15 protein-coding genes are annotated in these 18,320 nt (G+C 71.5%); 7 read left to right on the top strand and 8 right to left on the bottom strand.

The features are described from left to right. Window positions 1-7: 7 nt before the first annotated feature. Entirely contained in the window at window positions 8-904 is an 897-nt protein-coding gene (locus ACW14Y_RS03345) for an SCO6745 family protein (protein ID WP_402723754.1), read from the bottom strand. A gap of 151 nt (window positions 905-1,055) precedes the next feature. Between ACW14Y_RS03345 and ACW14Y_RS03340 the strand changes: the two genes are divergently transcribed. Both ACW14Y_RS03340 and ACW14Y_RS03335 read left to right on the top strand, forming a co-directional pair. Further along, a complete protein-coding gene (locus ACW14Y_RS03340; RefSeq protein WP_380306277.1) occupies window positions 1,056-1,736 on the top strand; it encodes a GntR family transcriptional regulator in 681 nt (226 codons plus the stop codon). Window positions 1,737-1,810: 74 nt separating this feature from the next. Further along, window positions 1,811-2,299 (top strand): isochorismatase family protein, encoded by a 489-nt coding sequence (locus tag ACW14Y_RS03335; protein WP_380440817.1) that lies wholly within the window; start codon window positions 1,811-1,813, stop codon window positions 2,297-2,299. Window positions 2,300-2,739: 440 nt separating this feature from the next. Here the strand turns inward: ACW14Y_RS03335 and tatA are convergent, their stop codons facing one another. The 3 genes from tatA to ACW14Y_RS03320 form a co-directional block, all read right to left on the bottom strand. Then, window positions 2,740-3,006, bottom strand: a complete 267-nt coding sequence (gene tatA, locus ACW14Y_RS03330) for a Sec-independent protein translocase subunit TatA (RefSeq protein ID WP_456985807.1) — start codon at window positions 3,004-3,006, stop codon at window positions 2,740-2,742. Between the two features lie 168 nt (window positions 3,007-3,174). Next, a complete protein-coding gene (locus ACW14Y_RS03325) occupies window positions 3,175-6,054 on the bottom strand; it encodes a polysaccharide lyase family 8 super-sandwich domain-containing protein (protein WP_456985806.1) in 2,880 nt (959 codons plus the stop codon). Window positions 6,055-6,133: 79 nt separating this feature from the next. Further along, the gene (locus tag ACW14Y_RS03320; protein WP_456985805.1) at window positions 6,134-7,297 is read right to left on the bottom strand and encodes a substrate-binding domain-containing protein; all 1,164 of its coding nucleotides are present in this window, start codon (window positions 7,295-7,297) and stop codon (window positions 6,134-6,136) included. 250 nt (window positions 7,298-7,547) lie between these two features. On the opposite strand from ACW14Y_RS03320, the gene ACW14Y_RS03315 reads away from it, so the two are divergent. The 5 genes from ACW14Y_RS03315 to ACW14Y_RS03295 all read left to right on the top strand — a co-directional run bounded on the left by ACW14Y_RS03315 (window position 7,548) and on the right by ACW14Y_RS03295 (window position 12,774). Beyond that, complete coding sequence (locus ACW14Y_RS03315; protein ID WP_456985804.1) at window positions 7,548-8,870, top strand: ABC transporter substrate-binding protein; 1,323 nt, start codon at window positions 7,548-7,550, stop codon at window positions 8,868-8,870. Window positions 8,871-9,104: 234 nt separating this feature from the next. Beyond that, the gene (locus tag ACW14Y_RS03310) at window positions 9,105-9,995 is read left to right on the top strand and encodes a carbohydrate ABC transporter permease (protein WP_456985803.1); all 891 of its coding nucleotides are present in this window, start codon (window positions 9,105-9,107) and stop codon (window positions 9,993-9,995) included. Further along, complete coding sequence (locus tag ACW14Y_RS03305) at window positions 9,992-10,909, top strand: carbohydrate ABC transporter permease (protein WP_456985802.1); 918 nt, start codon at window positions 9,992-9,994, stop codon at window positions 10,907-10,909. Before ACW14Y_RS03310 ends, ACW14Y_RS03305 begins: the two co-directional genes overlap by 4 nt. Before the next feature lie 49 nt (window positions 10,910-10,958). Beyond that, window positions 10,959-11,963 carry a hydroxyacid dehydrogenase gene (locus ACW14Y_RS03300; RefSeq protein ID WP_456985801.1) on the top strand — a complete coding sequence of 335 codons (1,005 nt, stop codon included), beginning with the start codon at window positions 10,959-10,961 and terminating at the stop codon, window positions 11,961-11,963. A gap of 67 nt (window positions 11,964-12,030) precedes the next feature. After that, the gene (locus tag ACW14Y_RS03295) at window positions 12,031-12,774 is read left to right on the top strand and encodes a sugar phosphate isomerase/epimerase family protein (protein ID WP_456985800.1); all 744 of its coding nucleotides are present in this window, start codon (window positions 12,031-12,033) and stop codon (window positions 12,772-12,774) included. Window positions 12,775-13,153: 379 nt separating this feature from the next. Here ACW14Y_RS03295 and ACW14Y_RS03290 read toward each other — a convergent pair whose 3' ends face one another. The 4 genes from ACW14Y_RS03290 to ACW14Y_RS03275 all read right to left on the bottom strand — a co-directional run bounded on the left by ACW14Y_RS03290 (window position 13,154) and on the right by ACW14Y_RS03275 (window position 18,308). After that, window positions 13,154-13,915, bottom strand: coding sequence for a hypothetical protein (locus ACW14Y_RS03290; RefSeq protein WP_456985799.1), 762 nt, complete (start codon window positions 13,913-13,915; stop codon window positions 13,154-13,156). Beyond that, window positions 13,912-14,673 carry a hypothetical protein gene (locus ACW14Y_RS03285; RefSeq protein ID WP_456985798.1) on the bottom strand — a complete coding sequence of 254 codons (762 nt, stop codon included), beginning with the start codon at window positions 14,671-14,673 and terminating at the stop codon, window positions 13,912-13,914. Before ACW14Y_RS03285 ends, ACW14Y_RS03290 begins: the two co-directional genes overlap by 4 nt. A 1,004-nt stretch (window positions 14,674-15,677) precedes the next feature. Continuing rightward, window positions 15,678-16,271 (bottom strand): hypothetical protein, encoded by a 594-nt coding sequence (locus tag ACW14Y_RS03280; RefSeq protein ID WP_380389457.1) that lies wholly within the window; start codon window positions 16,269-16,271, stop codon window positions 15,678-15,680. A 357-nt stretch (window positions 16,272-16,628) separates the two neighbouring features. Then, complete coding sequence (locus tag ACW14Y_RS03275; protein ID WP_456985797.1) at window positions 16,629-18,308, bottom strand: CocE/NonD family hydrolase; 1,680 nt, start codon at window positions 18,306-18,308, stop codon at window positions 16,629-16,631. Window positions 18,309-18,320 lie beyond the last annotated feature (12 nt).

Below are 18,320 nucleotides of genomic sequence, written 5' to 3'. Positions count from 1 at the left end.
GAAGTGTTCAGTCGACGTCGGGGCGACCGGTGGTCCGGAACGTCCCGGCCGCGGCGAACGCGTCGGTGATCGGTGTGATGAGTTCGGCGAGGCGGCGGGCGCCGGTGGTGCCGATCGGTGCCCACAGGGCGGCGCACAGCTCGTCGGTCTCCACCTCGATCCGCTCGCGCGCCGCACGTCCGGCGTCGGTGAGTACGGCGTCGGAGTCGAGCCAGCCGCGCGCGACCAGGCGTGTCGTGGCGGCGTCCCACTCCTGGTCGTTCCACTGACGGGTCGTCCGCGCGAGCGCCACCGGGAGGCGGCCGGTCGCGGCGTGCAGGACGAGGCACTCGCACGGCCCGACACCGTTGTTCGCCAGGACGACGAGATGGGCGTCGCCGCGCCACTCGCGCGCCACGGTGATCTGCTGCCAGAGGGCGACGGCCGGATCGGCGGGAAGCGCGACCGAGGCGTTGGCGGCGGCCAACACTTTGCCCGCGTAGTCGGCGCCGGTGACGATCGGGTCGATCAGTGAGCGCGCCTCGGCGAGACGGCCGTCGGTGAGTCGGAGGCCGACGCGCCGCATCGCTCGGCCGGCGGCCGCGAACCGGGCGGCCTGCCACTTCTCAGGCGGCGCGGCGCTCCACACACCGGTCATGGCTCGGACGGCCCGCGGGCTGAAGTTGTAGAAGGCCGCGAGCGTGACCTGCCACGGTACGGCGCCCAGCGGGGCGGACCTGAAGGCCAGTTGGGCGGGCCCGCGGTCGGTCACGCCCAACCCGGCCGCCTCCTCGGCGGTCTCGGGGACGAGGTAGATGAAGAGGTGGGCGGCGCTGACGGCGCGACCGACGGTGCGGACGGCGTCGAGGTCCACCGGGCCGCCGTCGGTGCGGGCGGAGCCGGGGAGGGGACGGAGGTGCTGCATCGGGACGGTTCCTCCGGGAATCGGGCGGTGCCGTCGGGCAGTTGGTTCCGCCCTGACGGATCGGTCGTGCCGTGCCGGCGGGTACGCCCTGGCCGGTGAATCGACTCTAACAGTAATAATCGATTATTCGGAGATCGTCTAGGATGGGCCCATGACGCAGACGTTCCACTCCTCGGCCCCGCCGGGGAGGCTGATGCTCTCCGAGCAGGTCTACGCACATCTGCGGGACGCGATCATGCGCGGGGACTACGCTCCCGGAGCTCCCCTCAAGCCCCAGGACCTTGCCAGGGAGCAGGGCGTGAGCCTGGCCGTGGTGCGCGAGGCGCTCGTGCGGGTGGTCGGCGACGGGCTCGCCGACCGGCTGCCGAACCGGGGTTTCGCCGTGCCGTCCTTCTCCGACCGCCGCTGGCAGGAGATCGCGGAAGCTCGTCGCACCATCGAGCCGGCCGTCCTGCGCATGTCCATCGAGCGCGGTGACCTCGACTGGGAGGCCCGGGTGCGGGCCTCCCACCATCGCCTGGTCCGCACGCCACCGTTCGAGCCGGAGAAGGGCGAGTACTACACCGCGGCCTGGGCCGAGGCGCACCGGACCTTCCACCGCACGCTGCTCGAGGGGTGCGGCAACCACGCCCTGCTGGAGACCTTCGACCGGCTGTGGACCGCGAGCGAGCTCGCCCGCCGCTGGTCGGCGCACCGCAACCCCGGCCGTGACGGCGTCCAGGAGCACCGCGCCCTGGAAGAGGCGGCGCTCGCCCGCGACGCCGACACCGCGGTCGCTGTCCTGAACCAGCACCTGACCTTGACAGCTGCAGCCCTGACCGAGCAGCCCTGACCGAGCGGGCCTGACCGAGGGGGCCTGACCGAGCGGGCCCTGACCGGTGAGGCCGCGGTCTGTAGGGTGACGACATGACCCGAGCGCTCGTCCTGATCGACCTCATGCCGCGCATCATCGCCAACCCACTCGCGCCGCATTCCGGCGAGGACGTGCTTGTGCGCTGCCGTGACCTCGCCGCCGCGCTGCGCGCGGAGGGTTCTCCCGTCGTGCTCGTCCGCGTCGAGCGTCCAGGCGTCGATGAGCAGCCGCCGGGCAGCGATCTGGCCGAAGGGCTGGAGCAGGACGGCGACGTCGTCGTCGTGAAGCGGACGATCGGTGCGTTCCACGACACCGGCCTCGATGAGAAACTGCGCGCGGCCGGCGTGAACACCATCGTCCTGGCGGGGCTGGTGACGACGATGGGCGTCGCGTCGACCGCGTGGGCCGCGTGCGACCTCGGGTACGAACTCGAATTCGTCGCCGACGCCATGTCTGCGCCGACCCTGGAGGAACACGAGGTGGCGGTCGGCACGGTGTTCCCGCGCATCGGCGAGGTGCGGCTGACGAAGGACTATCTGTGACGTTGCAGATGTGAAGGGTGCTGCCGGTCAGGCTGCGAGGGTGTGACCGCGTCGCGGTGGCGCCCCTTGGCCCGGAGCTTGAGCGCGGGTCTGGCGCAGGCGAGGCCCCAGCCGGCTCCGGCGATGTCGAGGCGGTCATTGACCAGGTGGCGGCATGCACGCTCGATGGTGCGGGTAGCGATCTGCTGGCTTTGGGGCGAGGGCTGTGTCGTAGCGCAGGTAGCGCCCTTTGCTGTGCAGGTAGTTGATGGCGTCGTCGACTCCGTTGCGGCGGTTTTATCAGCTGGGCGGTGCGGGCAGCGGTCTGGAGTCGGTCGGCGACCTGCCCGGCCCTGGAGGAGTGTGCGGGCGCGGCGGGCGACCTACGCTTCGGCTGATGGATCACCGAGAAAGTGTGGGCATGGGGCGTTGCCGGTGCCGGTGCCGAGGCTCAGCAGACGTTACGGCGTCCGGGGAGTACCCGGCCGGGGGGTGCGGGCCCCGGTTGTCCGGTCGGTGCGGGGGGTTGCGGTGACGGGCTCGGTGGGGGTGTCGGGGGTGGTGGCGGTCCCGTGCTCGTCGCGCAGTGCGCGGGTCTCGGCCTTGAGGATGCGCATCGACCTGCCCAGGGAGCGGGCGGCGTCGGGGAGTTTCGCGGAGCCGAACAGGACGAGGAGTACCGCGATCACGACGAGGAGGTGCCAGGGGTCGAGTCCGTTGCGGAGCATGGCTGTTCACCGGTTCCTTCGGGTGGTGCGGTTGGCCGGGGAGTGGCGGGGGCCCGTGCCCCGGTGCGATGGGGGACGCATCGGGACACGGGAGCGTGGTGGTTGTCGCTGTGCCGTCCGTGGATCGGGGAGCCGGGAACGGGAGGCGTGCCCGTTCCCGGCGGGGTGTCAGTAGAGGATTTCGAGGACGGGTCGGTCGGCGGCGGTTCCGGTGCGGGGGGTGAGGGTGACGAGGGGGTCGGGGGCGTCCTGGGCGAGTCCGACGGTCACGGTCGTCGCGCCTGCGGCTCGGCGGGCGGCGATGTGGGAGGTGACGTCGAGGGGGATCCAGTCCGGGACGTCACCGACGGGTGCGCTGGCGAGGGAGCCGGCCAGGGCGGGCCGGTTGTTCCAGGTGACGGAGCCCTCGCTCCAGGTGGCGGTGACGCCGTAGGCGGTGAGGGTGGCCTGGGTGTCGGTGGTCTCGTCGGTGCGGCCGTTGACCCAGAGGACGGCGCGCTTGGGGGTGGCGGTGACGGTGGAGATGTCGAAGGCGAGGAGGCCGCGGCGGGTGTAGCCGGTGGTGCTGTTCTTGACGACGATCTGGCTGTCGCCGCCGTAGTTGGTATCGGCGTAGGAGCCGTCGCGGATGTAGGCGTCGGCGGTGCAGGGGAGGAGTACGGAGCGGACCGGGGTGACGGCGGAGCCGCTTCCGAAGGTGATGGTGCGGGTGCCGCCGAGGGTGCCGCCGACCTCGGCGACGACGGTGATCGGGTCGAGGCCGAGGACGGATATGCCGGGGCCGCCGGTGGCGCTGGTGTACCCGTTGCGGTTGACGGTCACGGTGACGGTGGCGGCCTCGCGGGTGGGGTCGGCGACCGCGACGGTCAGCTTGCCGCCGCTCTCGCGGACCAGGACCGAGCAGGGGGCGGAGACGGTGATCGGCCCGGCCGTCCCGGCTGCCCAGAAGTTGGCGGCGGTGACCCCGGTCGCGGTGTCGGTGACGGCCTGGACGGAGGAGGTGTTGGCGATCACGGTGATGCCGGGGCTGGTCGCGCGGGCGGCGGTCGCAGCGGCGGAGGCGCCGGGCAGCAGGAGGTAGGCGTACCCGGCGCCGCTCGGGTTGGTGCCGTGGTCGACCCACAGGGTGAGGTAGCGGCGGGTCTGCGGATCGGTCGGCCCGTACTTGGCGATGTCGCTCCACTTGCCGGTGCGCTGCTCGCGCAGGGCCTTGAGGGTGGTGTTCTGGAGGAACACGTAGCCGCCGGTGCCGGCGATGTTCGCCCAGCCCGCGTTGGCGAAGCTCTGCGACCAGCCGAGGGTGGTGGGCTGGTCGGTTCCGCCGACGGTGAGCGTGTTGGTGCCGGTGGCGCCGAGGTTGCGGTTGTCGACGATGCTCTCGACGGCGACGCCGTCGCTGGCGCTGATGCCGGCGCCCAGACAGACCACGCCGTCGGCGAGGCAGAACCAGGACTTGCGGGCGGTGAGGCTGGACTGCACGCCGCGGGTGTCCTGGCCGAGGACGGCGAACTCGCCGTCGGTGGCGCCGCCGGCCCAGGAGTTGGCGGGGAGCTGGGGCGGGTAGCCGCCGCCGGCGGCGTCGGCGAGGGCCTTGGTGGAGACGGTGGTGCCGGGCAGCCGGTAGGGGTTGACGGTGGGCCAGAACTGGTCGGTGTACTGGCCGCCTCCAGAGGCGGCCTGCCAGACGTAGGTCATGCCGGAGCCGGTGTGCCAGCCGCGCAGGTTCTGGCCGGTGGAGTTGTTGTTGCCCTCGTAGAAGGCAGTGCGGTTGGAGGACATGGCGAGGGCGAACGCCCAACCGGCGCGCCGGTGGACGGCCCGGTCGGCGGGGCCGAAGACGCGGTGGCCGACGGGTTCGGGTGTCGCCGTGACGGAGGTGTCGTCGAGGACCTCCTTGAACGCGGCCAGTCGCGGCAGGTTGGTGAAGGGGTAGTCCAGCGCGGGTGCGTAGGTGTCGCGCTGGAGCCAGCCCTTGGCCATCGAGCGCCAGCGGGCGGCGGAGGTGGCGTCGGAAGTGGCGTCGGCGAGTGCGAGTACGGTCATGATCGCCTCCTGCCCGCGGACGTGGTCGTCGTAGTTGGTGGCCAGGCCGGGCGCCCCGCAGGCGATGAAGCGGCCGGCGACGGAGTCCATCACCAGGCCGTTGTGGACGAACGGGGCGATGGCCGTGTCGACGGCGCCGAGCACGTTCTGCACGTTCGGGTCGGTGACGGCCCAGGCGGAGCCCTTGAGCAGAGTGAGCAGTTCGGCGATCCCCTCGAAGAGGATCAGCCCGTAGTGGCCGATGTAGGGCACGGTGTAGTGCTGGACGAACGAGCCGTCGCGGTACAGGCCCTCGCCGGAGACGACGAACGGCAGGACCGGGGAGAGCGCGTCGCGGGCCAGCGCCAGCTTCGCGGAGCTCTTGCCGACGATGCCGCGCATCGCGTACACCCGGCACAGGTCGACGCGGTTGGCGCCGGTGCTGGACGCGGTGTAGGAGGCGACCTTGGAGTCGGGGACGAAGCGGTCGACGGCGCCGGTGAAGGTGGTGATCTGCTGCGGGGTGAGCCTGTCGTAGAGGGCGGCGGTGAGGGTCATGGAGGCCTGGGGGCTGCCGATCTGCCAGTCCCACCAGTTGTCGTAGCTGTTGCCGGTGGGGGTGTAGGCGTTCGCGGCCATCCAGTCCAGGCCGGTGACGATCGCGGTGGCCAGGCCGTTGTCCGCGGTGAGCCCGGTGCCTGGGTAGCGGTAGGCGTCGAGCATCTGGCGCAGTCGGCCGAAGCTCGCGGTCACGTTGGCGGAGACCGAGCCGATCGGGAGGTCGGGCCAGAGCGAGCCGGTGGTGGGGGCCATCGCGGTGCGGGTGGCCGCGGCGTCGGTGCCGAGGGAGGCGAGGCGGGCGGTGAACGGCGCGGTCCCGGCGGGCAGCGCGGGGAGTGCGTTCATCCGGTCGCGGAGCTGGTCGTACTGGTCGCCGGCGGCGAAGGCGGGGAGCCTCGGCAGGACGACGGCGCCCGCTGCGCCCAGGGCCGATACGAGGAGGAAGCGTCTGCGGGACAGATCCATGGTGAACCTCCGGGTGGGGAAGGGTGACCGCACCCTAGGAGCACCGAGCCGCAGATCGCCAGGAATCGTGGCGAACCGATCAGAAGCGGTCAATCCGACGGTCGGTGGAGTCCCGGACGTGCAGGGCCGGGATCAGGTGGATGTGACCCGGAGTCGGCCGGTGGTCGGCGGCGAGCAGCGACAGCAGACGTTGGGCGGCGGTGTGCCCGATGGCGCGGCGCGGCGGGGCGACCGCGGTGATGGGTACGTCGGCGAACGCGGCGATCTCGTCGTCGTAGGAGACGATCGCCACGTCGTCCGGGACGCTCAGATCGCGTGCGCCGAGCCACTGCAGGAGCAGCACGGCCTTGTCGTCCGGGTGCGCGAGCACCGCCGTGGCGCCGGCGGCCAGCGCGGCCTCCAGGAACGCCTCCAGCGTCCCGGGACCGGCGGGGCCGTCCACCTGCGGCAGGCCGGGGTCGAGCCCGAACATCCGGCACGCGGTGCGGTAGCCGGCGTGGATCCACGGGCTGGTCGGGGTCCGCTCGGTGAAGACGGCGATCCGCCGGTGGCCCCGGGCGGCGAGGTGGCGGAAGGCGAGGAAGGCTCCGTACTCGTGGTCGGAGGCCACGTACTCCACCGGGTCGAGTTCGAGCGGCTGGCGGCGTTCGACCAGGACGAAGGGCACCGTCAGGTCGTTCAGCCAGGTCGGTGCCGGGGCCCCGGCGGTGGTGGTCAGCAGCAGGCCCTCCACCCCCAGTCCGATCAGGCGGTCCACCTCCTGCCGGTCACGGTCCGTGTCCGCCGGCGCGGGGCCGTCCACCGCGGGGTCGCCAGCCGTGGGGTCGTCCGCCGTGGGGCCGTTCACCGCAGGGTCGCCCACCGCGGGGCCGTCCGCCGTGGGGCCGTCCATGGCCTGGCCGGAGATCGCGAGTATCAGGCGCATGCGCTGGACGTCCGCCGCGGCCTGCGCGCCGAGGACCAGCTCGTGGAAGTAGTAGCTGGTGGAGGGCACCAGCATGCCGATCGAGCGCAGCCGTGACACGGTCGGCGCCTTGCGTCCGCGCTTCGCGCCCTCCGCCGGCTTGCGCAGCATCGCCCCGCCGTGCACCCGCACCAGCAGCCCGCGCTCGTCGAGGAGGGCGATGTCCCGGCGGACCGTGATCACCGAGACCCCGAGCTGCTCGGCCAGGTCGACCACCCGGACCGAACCCCGGCGCCGCAGCCGCCGCAGGATGGCGTCGTGGCGTTGGGCGGCGTACACGGGCGGCTCCGACGTCTGCGGGGTGGGTGAGGGGTGCGAGCACCTTAGCTCGCTCTCCGGCGCAATCGAAGCCCTCGCGCGGATCGAATCCGATCCATGTCCGGGAGATGTCGGCCGGATGCACTTCGCAGGTCCCGGCCCCGCCGATGTTCGTTTCTGATCGCTTTTCCGTCGGCTATTGCCGCGCCGCACCGGCGGAGCGAACAATCCTCGGCACCCCCCCAGATTTCAGCCCGAGGAGCTCCCTCCCATGTCCAGCACCTCCAGACGCTCCCTGCTCCGCCGCACCTGCGCCGGCACCGTCGCCCTGGCCGCGACCCTGACCGTGGGTGCCTGTTCCTCCGGCTCCGACACCGGCGCCGCGAGCACCGGCCCGGTCGAGATCACCTACTGGTCCTGGATGCCCGGCACCCAGGAGACCGCCGAGGCGTTCAACAAGGCCCAGAGCAAGGTCCACGTCACCTACCAGAAGTCGCCGAGCAGCACCGAGATCCTCACCCAGCTCAGCAACGCGGTGAAGGCCGGCAACGGCCCCGACGTGGTCAACGTCGAGTACAACGCCCTGCCCGAGGTGGTCAGCCAGGGCCAGCTGAAGGACCTCGGCTCCGCCAAGGACACCGTCGGCCTGTTCCCCCAGTCCGTCCGCGAGCTGGTCACCCTCGGTGACAAGACCTGGGCCGTTCCGTTCGACGCCTCCCCGCAGGAGCTCTGGTACCGCAAGGACCTCTTCGCCCAGTACGGCGTGACGGCGCCGAAGACCTGGGACGACTTCAGGGCCGCGGCCGCCAAGGTCAAGCAGGCCGCCCCCGACACCCGCATCACCACCCTGTGGACCGACGACCCCGCCCCGCTGACCGGCATGGCCTGGCAGGCCGGAGCCAAGTGGTTCTCCGTCCAGGGCCAGGCCTGGAAGCCCGCCGTCGACGACGCCGCCACCCTCAAGGTCGCCACCTACTGGGACGACCTCGTCAAGGGCGACCTGGTCTGGACGCAGAAGGCCTACAGCCCCGAGTGGACCAAGGGCCTGGTCGACGGCAAGACCCTCAGCTACATCGGCGGCCCCTGGTCGGGCGGCGGCATCAAGACCATGGCCCCCGACCAGGCCGGCAAGTGGGGCGTCCTGCCCCTGCCCACCTGGGACGGCACCCCGGCCACCGGGCTGATGGGCGGTTCCGTCTTCGCCGTCAGCAAGGACAGCAAGGACAAGCGCAAGAACGAGGCCGCGCTGGCGTTCATCACCTTCGCCACCACCACCCCCGAGGGCATCAAGGCCCGCCTCGGCAGCGGCAAGAGCACCGCCCTGCCCGCCTTCACCGACGTCCGCTCGGTCGCGGCCACGACCTTCGACCCGGCCTACTTCGGCTCCGAGAACCCCTACACGGTGGCCGGCAACCAGGTGGACACCATCCGCCCCGGCTGGGTCTACGGCCCCGTCCAGCTCGCCGTCAACGCCGAGCTCAAGAACGGGCTCGCCAAGGTCGCCTCCGGCGGCAGCCTCACCGACGCCGTCAAGGCCGCCCAACAGAAGGCCGTCGCCGAGATCAAGAACCGCGGCCTCAACCTCGCCCCCTGACCGAGGACCGGGCCGTCACGTCGACGCCTGACCGAGGACCGGGCCGTCACGTCGACGCCTGACCGAGGACCGGGCCGTCACGTCGACGCCGGGCAGCGAGCCCGGGCCCACGAGGCGGCCCCCACCGGCACCCTGCCGGTCTTCCCCTCCCGCCGGCTTCCCCGGACGCCCGCACCACCCACCCCCACCACCCGCACCGAGCGGGACGGGGCCCACCACCAAGGAGGCCGGGCCGTGACTCAATTCTCGCGGCGTACCCCCGCCCTGTTCATCGCCCCGTTCTTCGCGGTGTTCACCTTCGTCATGGTGCTGCCCATCGGCTACGCGGCCTGGATGAGCCTGTTCTCCGAGAAGGCCGCGTCAGGGCTCGGCTTCGGCGGCACCACCACCGAGTTCACCGGTTTCGGCAACTTCGCCGCCGCCCTGACCGACCACGCGTTCCTCGCCGGCCTCGGCAACGTCGCGCTCTACGCCGCCATCGCCCTGCCGGTCCAGATCGGCTGCGCCCTGCTGCTCGCCCTCGTCCTGGACTCGGTCCTCGCCCGGGCGAAGAAGTTCTTCCAGCTCACCCTGTTCCTGCCGCACGCCGTGCCGGTCCTGGTCGCCGGCATCGTCTGGGTGCTGCTCTACACCCCGAGCCTGTCCCCGCTGACCGCCGCGCTGGACGCGGTCGGCATCCACTGGGACTTCCTCGGCCCCGACGGCTACTTGGCCTCGCTGGTCAACATCGTCGCCTGGGAGTGGATCGGCTACAACATGATCATCTTCTTTGCCGCACTCCAGGCCCTCCCGCAGGAGACCGTCGAGGCCACCCGCCTCGACGGCGCCGGGGAGATCCGCGCCGCCTGGTCCGTCAAGATCCCGATGATCCGGCCCGCCGTGATCCTCGCCGTCCTGTTCAGCTGCGTCGGCATGATCCAGACCTTCACCGAGCCGTTCCTCCTCTACAACGGCGGCGCCCCCGAAATGGGCAACGAGTGGTCGCCGATGATGTTCATCTACAGCGCGGCCTTCGAACGCCACGACTACGGCCTCTCCGCTGCCGCCTCCCTCCTGCTCGCCGCCGTCGCGGCCGGCCTGTCCCTCCTCGTCACCCGCCTCGGCCGCCGCTGGGAGAACGCATGAGCACCATCACCCCGAGCCGCCGCGCGCGCCCGGCGACCGCCGCACCGGCCAGGCACGCGGCCCGGGCCGCCCGACCCCGCCGCCCCTGGACCCCGCTGCTCACCGCCAACGGCATCCTCGTCGTCTTCACCCTCTACACCCTGCTGCCGATCGCCTGGCTGCTGGTGGCCGCCACCAAGAGCGCCGCCGACCTCTACCGCCACCCCGGCTTCGAACTCGGCTCGTTCAACCTCTTCGGCAACCTCGCCGACCTGTTCACCGCCGAGAACGGCATCTTCCTGCGCTGGATGGCCAACAGCCTGCTCTACTCCGTCGTCGGATCCCTCGCCGGCACCATGATCTCCGTGCTCGCCGGCTACGCCTTCGACAAGTACGAGTTCCGCGGCCGCGAAAAGCTCTACGCCGTCGTCCTGCTCGGCGTCCTCATCCCCTTCACCGTCATCCAGCTGCCGATCTACCTCATGTTCTCCAAGCTCGGCCTGGTCAACACCTACTGGGCGATCCTGCTGCCCAGCCTGGTCAACCCCTTCGGCGTCTACCTCGCCCGCACCTTCTCCCAGGGCTACATCCCCAACGAGGTCATCGAGGCCGCCCGCGTCGACGGCGCCGGCGAGTGGCAGACCTTCCGCACCATCTGCCTGCCCATGCTGCGCCCGGGCTTCGTCACCATCTTCCTGTTCGCCTTCACGGCCAGCTGGAACGGCTTCCTGACCGCCATGGTGATGGTCTCCGACACCAAGCTGTTCCCGGTCGCGCTCGGCCTCTACACCTGGAACAAGTCCTCCCAGATCAACCCCGAGTACTCCGTGCTGGTCGTCGCCGGCGCGCTCGTCGTCACCGTTCCGCTCGTGATCGCGTTCGTCTGCCTCCAGCGCTACTGGCGCTCCGGCATGACCGCCGGCGCGGTCAAGTAGGCCGCCGGTGTCCACCGGACCGATCCAGCAGAAAGAACCCCGACCCCCGATGACCCCGAACCGCCCGGCCGCCGTCCTCGCCATGTCCCCGGCCAGCGCCGAGATGATCCTCCACCCCACCGTGCTCGCCAGGCTCCAGAGCCTCACCCGGCTGGCGCCCGCGATCGTCACCGACTTCCACGACCCCGCCCACACCGCCGCCCTTGCCCGGGCCGAACTGCTCTTCACCTGCTGGGGCTGCCCCGTCCTCGACGCGTCGGCCCTCGACCGGATGCCCCGACTGCGGGCCGTCGTCCACGCCGCCGGCACCGTCCGCGGCCACATCACCGACGACGTCTGGCACCGCGACATCGCCGTCACCACCGCCGCCGACGCCAACGCCGTCCCCGTCGCGGAATACACCGTCGCCGCGGTCCTGGCCGCCGGGAAGCGCATCGGCGCCGTCGCCAGGATCGAGCGGGACCGCGCGTTCGACCGTGAGCGATGGCAGCAGTACTTCCCCACCTGGGGCAACTACCGCACCACCGTCGGCATCGTCGGCGCCTCCCGGATCGGACGCCGGGTGATCGAACTGCTGCGCCCCTTCGACCTCGACGTCCTCGTCGCCGACCCCTACCTGACGCGAGCCCCGGCCGGCAGCCGCCTCGCCGACCTGGACGAACTCGCCGCCACCGCACACGTCGTCTCCCTGCACGCACCCGAACTCCCCACGACCCGGCACATGTTCGACCGCCGCCGCCTCGCCCTGATGCCCGACGGCGCCACCCTGGTCAACACCGCCCGCGGCGCGCTCGTCGACACCCGCGCCCTCACCGACGAACTCGCCTCCGGCCGCCTCCACGCCGTCCTGGACGTCACCGACCCCGAACCCCTGCCGCGCGACCACCCGCTGCGCAGCCTGCCGAACGTCCTGCTCACTCCGCACATCGCCGGCTCCTTCGGCAATGAACTCGAACGCATGGCCCACGCCGCGGCCGACGAGGTCGAACGCCACACCCGCGGGCAGCCCTTCCGGGGAGCCGTGCGGCCGGAGGACCTGGCCCACTCGGCCTGACCGCCACCCGGCGGAAACCGCGCACCAGGACCTACACCGACACCGACACCGACCGAGGAGCCCACCCGTGAGACTGGCACTGAGCACCCTCGGCACACCGGCCACACCGCTGGCGGACGTCGCCGCCCTCGCCGGCCGGTACGGACTCGACGGCCTGGAACTGCGCCTCCACCCCGACACCGGCGTCCATGCCGGCCTCGACAGCGCCGAACGCGCCGCCGTCGCCCGCACCCTGGGATCCCTGTCCGCCTTCTGCCTCTCCGGCTACGTCCGGATCTGCGCACCGGGCCCCGACCGCCCGGTCGTCGACGCGCTGCGGGCCGACCTCCGCCTCGCCCGTGACCTCGGGGCGGAATTCGTCCGGGTCTTCCCCGGCGGCGACGACCTCGCCGCCGGGGCCCGCCGCCTCGCCGCCGTCGCCCACGAGGGCCCGACCGTACTCGTCGAGACCCACGACGCCCTGCCCACCGGCGAGGCCCTCGCCGCCCTCCTGGACCGAGCCCCGCACACGGGCGCGGTCTGGGACCTCCTCCACCCCTGGCGCCACGGCGAGCAGCCCGCCGACACCCTGCGCCACCTCGGCGACCGGCTGAGGTGCGTCCAGATCAAGGACGCCGCGTCCGCCGCCGACACCACGCCCGTCCCGCTCGGCACCGGCGCCGTCCCGCTCACCGCTGCCCGCGCACTCCTCGACGGGTTCGACGGCTGGGTCTCCCTGGAGTGGGAGCGCACCTGGTACCGCCACATCCCCCCGGTCGAGCACGCCCTTCCCGGCGCCCTGTCCTGGCTCGCGGGCGACCACGCGCGGTAACACCCGAACGCGGTAGACCCCGACGGTCCCGGGCCCACTGCACCGTCCGCCGACCCGGCCGATCGCACGCGGAACTGCCCCGGCCGGTGGCTGTCCGTCCCGACGGGCAGCCACCAGCCCCTCCCCGCCCTCCTGCCCTCCGATCCTCGTGGGGGCGTTGCTGCCGCAGCACAGCAGCGCCGACCGGGATCGGGCCGCTCCGCCCGAACCACCCTCGCCGAGCGCACCACCGACCGCATCGAGGAGTTGTGCCGCGAACCGCCCCGGACCCCGCGCCCAGGCTCCGACGCCCCGTCGGAGGAACGCGTCGAGGACCCGTGCGGACGGCTCCCCGGCGCACCGGCGGTGTCCCACTCCCGTTGTCGGTGCCCGGGGTCTTTCAGGGGGTGCGGACCCAGAATTCGATCGAGAGCGGCGGGACGGTGAGGGAGAGGGTGGGGCCGGTGAGCTTGTTGAGGGTCTGGCTGTGGGTGGTGGGGCCGTAGCGGCGGCCCTCGAAGGTGGCGGTGGTCTGTGTGTCGATGCGGTAGGTCCAGGGCTGGCTGGCCGAGCGGTTGGTGACGGCGAAGATCTCCTTGCCCTGCGCGGTCCTCCAGGCCATGATCCGGTGGTCGGTGTAGGCGCTGCCGTCGTCGTGGACGGGCTCCTCGACGTGGTGGCGCACGGAGTCCCAGGGCATGTAGCGGACGAAGCCCGCCACGGCGTTCCAGTTCTCCGGGTTGAAGTCCCAGTGGCCGGGCTGGATGTTCGGGAAGTGGCCGGCGCTGAAGTCGGTGTTGTGCGGGGGCCGCCAGAAGCCGAGCGAGTAGCCCTTGGACTCGGAGTTGGTGGTGGGCTTCAGGGCGTGCAGCCAGAACCAGGTGGGCGAGTTCTGGAAGGTCATCCAGTTCATGATCGAGTGCGCGGTGTTGATCGTCCGGTTGAAGGAGGAGCCGCCCGTGCTCAGGTACTCGAACTCGTTGTTGAAGACCGGTCGGCCCAGTGCGCCCGAGGTGAAGTCGCCGGTGACCTGCTCGTCGGCGTAGGTGCCGACCCGGTGGTAGGTCCAGGCGTCGACGTAGCGCAGGGCCTGCTGGTCGGCGATCAGAGCCTTGCCGCGGTCCCCGCTCCAGCCGCCGCGGCTGTCGGCCTGGATCGTCACATTCGGGTACTTGGCGCGGATCTTCGGGGCGACGGCCTTGAACGTGGCGGGTACTGGGCGGGGGTGTAGAAGCAGGAGGAGTAGGCGGCGTAGGCGTCGGGCTCGTTCTGCAGGCCCCACATGCTGATCGGGATGCCGCGGGCGGCGAGGTAGTCGAGGTCGGCGACCATCGCCTCGCCCATCGCGTCCAGGTCCGCGGGGGCGAAGGAGGCCAGCCCGTAGGGCTTTCCGGTCGGTGACTTGCCGATGAGGTTGTTGTTGATCTTCCAGGCGGGGGCCGGGGACCAGTACTCGGCGGCGACGCCCTCGATGTTCGCTTCGCGGATCATCTCGGCGAGCAGCGCGGTCTGGCCGTCGTAGCGGTCGACGAACCGCTTGCCGTCCGGGGTGACGCCCCGGTGGTAGAGGCCGAGCGCGAGGCGGCAGTAGCGGAAGCCCCGGTCGGATCGGATCTTCAGCATCTGCTGGTAGAAGCGGGTGCGCTCACTGGGGACCAGGTCGAATGGCACGCCGCTGACCAGGTCGGGCATGCCGTTGTTGCCCGAGCCGATCGAGTCCGACTGGATCTCGAAGCCCAGGCCCTTGATGGTCTGCCGGGCGCCGTTGTCGTAGCGGATCGTGTAGTCGCCCGAGTCCAGGCCCGCGGCCCGGGCGGCGGTGAGGTTGAACAGCGGGGCGGCGGCCAGGGCGGCGCCGCCGACGGCGGCTCCGCGCAGCACACTGCGGCGGCTGATCGGGTTCGGTTCGGCTCTGTGCATCTGCTGCTCCGGGTGGGGAGTCGGGGGTGGGGCGGGCTGTGGGACGCCGGGCGTTTCTCGACGCGCGGCACCGGCGGCGGGAAGGGCTGTGGCCGGTGTCGGCCGACGGCCGGCTTCCCGTGCGGCAATGCCGGCGGGCAGGAAGGTATGCGATATACGACACGTTTCGCCAGGGGTGTGCCGCGATGAATTCCCACCGAAGGAGTGCATCGGGACTGCGCAGCACCCCGCTCCCGCCTCCCGGAAGCGCGCCGACCTCCACCCTGTTTCTCCTGCCGGACTCCAGAGCTCCGAGCAGGAAGTAGCGGCCGGTCGCATGTGCGGCCGGGCCGTCGGCGACCCTCACCGGAACCGGGGCGGTACTGCCGGCGTCGAGAAGGGGGCGGTGTCCGGTTCGGAGGCCAGGAACCGGGTCATGGCCTGTTCCACGGCCGGAGCGCCATCGCCGTCGCCGGTCCCGGCCGGCTCAACGGCAGGACGGCCGGCCGGGCGGACGGGTTCGCTGCTGGTGGGGCCGGGGTCGGGCCGTAGCATGGCGCAGCGTCGCGACCGTCCTGTGTTCGCCGAGCACCGCAAGAGTGAGTGCCCCGCCCATGAGTCTCAGACCTTCACCGCCGTACGGCCGCGCGCCGTCGGCCAGTGTCTGCGGGCAGCGGCTGCGGCGAGGTGCACGGAAGCCGTGCTCGCCCTGGTCGCGGTCCGTGGCGCGGGGAATCGTGGCGCCACGTCGGTGCACGCCGTCGCCCGCGTCCGCGGTGCGGCCCCTGCTTCGGGGATGAGCGTCACCGAGCCGCGGTGCCTGCCTGCCCGCACGCGGGCGGTCGGCTCGGTGACCTTCACAGCAGAGGGGGCCTCTGGCCAGGCTCTTGTGAAGTCACGCAGGCCGGACCGGCGGATACTCAGGAGCGGCTCCGGAACGAGGCCGACAGACCCTGTTGAGGTCCCGAGGTCAGTCAGAGGTTGAGTCGGACCTGCCCCGGGAACTGCTCAGAAAATCCCCACTGTCAGGGGTGGACGAGCCTGAACCTGACGAACTCCTCGTTGACGATGAAGATCTCCTCCTCGGCGGAGAGCCACCGCTTGCGGTCCTGCAGCTTGCTGGTCTCGATCCTCTTCCTCGTCCCCGCCACCTTGAGGTAGAACTCGTCGCCGCCCAGGTTCTCGATCTGCCAGCGGGTGCCGCAGCTGCTCTTCTCCAGCCTGATGTCGGCTCCGTAGAGGCACCAGGTGCGGTGGTCGCCCCAGTTGGCGGACGTCGATTCGATGCTGTAGGTGAGGTCGTCGGCGTGCAGGGTGAAGACCAGGGCGGTGCCGTTGCCCGGCTGGTTCGTCAGGAGCGCGTAGTCCCAACCCGCGTACACCTCGAATGTCGCCCCGCGGCCAGAGTTGGCCTGGACGAGGTAGACGGGGTCGAAGACGGTCTCCCGCTTCGAGGCCGTGGGGTGGGCGGCGCTTGCGGGGAACCGGTGACCGGCGGCGCGGGTCGCGGTGCCCTGGGCCGTCGACACCGGGGCGGTGCCCGCCAGCAGGGCGAGGCAGCCGGCCGCGGCGACCGCCGTGCGTCGCAGCGATCGGTGCAGCAGAAGTGACTTCCACATGGGCGTACCCCTCAGCGTTCGGTGCGGCCGGACTTCGACCGGACTTCGATCCGTCTGCCATCCTCGCTGTCCGGGAATCGGACTTGGGCGAACGGTCCCGGGGGGCCAGGGAATTCATGCGGAAGAGGGGGCCTTGGGGCGTCGGTCCTCGAAAGCGTGGGCGATCATCGGCAATGGGTCGCGTCCAGGGGCCCGGCACATACCGGCACCGCTGTGTCATCCCCCCGAAAAGTCGCAGTGTGCCGGATCACGGTGGGTGCTGGGCGTTGCGGCAACGGGTGCGGGGCAGGTCCGGTCCGCGTGTGTCGCGGACCGGACCTGGTGGTGGGCGCGGGTGCCCGTCGGGGCTTGTGGGTGTTACGCCAGGGGGGCGAGGGGGATGTCGAGGTAGGACTCGTTGCCCTGGGGCGAGGTGATCTCGAGAGCGGCGGGGACGGTGTTCTCGTCCGCGAAGAACGGGTCGTAGCTGTCGACGACGAGCTGCAGCTGGCGGCCCTTGGCGAGGACGTGGTGGGCGGGCTGCAGGCGGAAGGTCACCGTGGTGGCCTGCTGGTCGGTGAGGGTGTAGGGGGCGTGGGTGATGATCGTGGCCCGGCCGGTCGCCGGGTCGCAGTCGAGAAGGTAGGCAGTGAAGGTCGCGTTCTTCGTCTGCGGCCGCACGGTGAGCCGGGCCTCCAGCTCGCCCTGGACGCGCATCGGCCGCTCCAGCGGCGCGGTGGTCCAGACGGCGGCGACGTCGCGCTTGATCTCGGCGGTCCTGTAGACGTGCGGGAGCCCCATACGCTCGGCCAGGCCGGTCTGGACGAGCTTCGGGGCGACGACGATCCCGGTGTCCGGACCGGCGGCCTGGACGGAGCGGGTCCAGCCCGGCTGCGGCCGGCCCTGCGCCATCGGTGCGTCCTGCTTCCCGGCGGGCACAGCGCCGAGGTGGAAGCGCTGCTCGGGGAGGGCGTACTCCGCCCAGTTGTCGTGGGTGAGGTCGGACAGCAGGTTGTGCATGTACTCCGAGCGGATGCCGAACTGCGGCAGGGCGCCGTCGCCGGCGGTGCCGCCGAGGTGGTGGTCCATCCAGCGGTAGGTCGTCTCGGTGGGCTTGGAGATTCCGCCGAACAGGCCGGGCAGTTCGGCGTTGCCGTGGTCGCCGATCTGCACCAGCAGCGACTTGGGGCCCTGCAGCTTGGTGAAGAGGTCGACGACGGCGGGCACGGAGAAGATCGTTTCGTGCCAGGAGGTGGTCAGCAGGATCGGCAGCTGGCGGTCGTTGTAGGCCGTCAGCTGCTCGATCGGCGAGCGGCGCCTGGCGAACTCCCTGACGTCCTCGTCGATGACGTTGTCGCGGATCTTCTTGATGATCCCCTGGAACTCCTCCGAGCAGCGGTCCTCGTGGAACAGGGCCACGAGGGCTTCGAAGGCCTTGGTGTGCCGGGTGCCGTTCTCGAACAGCGAGGTGAACAGGTCGCCCCAGGCGCTGGCGCCCGCGACGGCCTTGACCCGCGGGTCCTTCGCCGCCAGGAGCAGGCTGGTGCCGGCGCCGTAGGAGGCGCCGAAGCATCCGATCCGCTCCGGGTCGATGCCTTCCTGCGCGGTGAGGAAGTCGAGGATCTCGACGCCGTCGGTGACGTCCTGGGGGCCGGCGACCTGGATCCTGCCCTCGGAGCGGGCCAGACCGCGCTGGCTGTAGGTCAGGACGGCGTAGCCGCCCTGGGTCCAGCGCGGGATCGTGCCGAAGTAGGCCAGCCGGCCGAAGTCGTTCAGCGGGGCGGGCATGACGACGGCGGGACAGGTCTGTCCCGGTGCGAGGTTGCGCGGTGTGCTCAGGCCGGCGTCTATCCGGGTCCCGTCCGCCATGGCGATCCGGAACTCCCGGTACTCGGCGATCTCGGCCTGCACCTCGTAGGTGTCGGCGAGGCCCCACTGGTCGAGCCTGCCGATCCGGCGCGGTGACGGGTCGAGAAGTGCCTCGCGGATCGCGTCCAGCTTGGCGACGTCGTCGGGGCTGAGAGCGAACGGGTTCTCGGGGGATCCGTTGACCGGCATGGATGTTCCGCC

Source organism: Kitasatospora sp. cg17-2 (assembly GCF_054031055.1).
The sequence above is the reverse complement of the archived record's forward strand: the minus strand, read 5'-3'. Positions and strand labels throughout refer to the sequence as shown.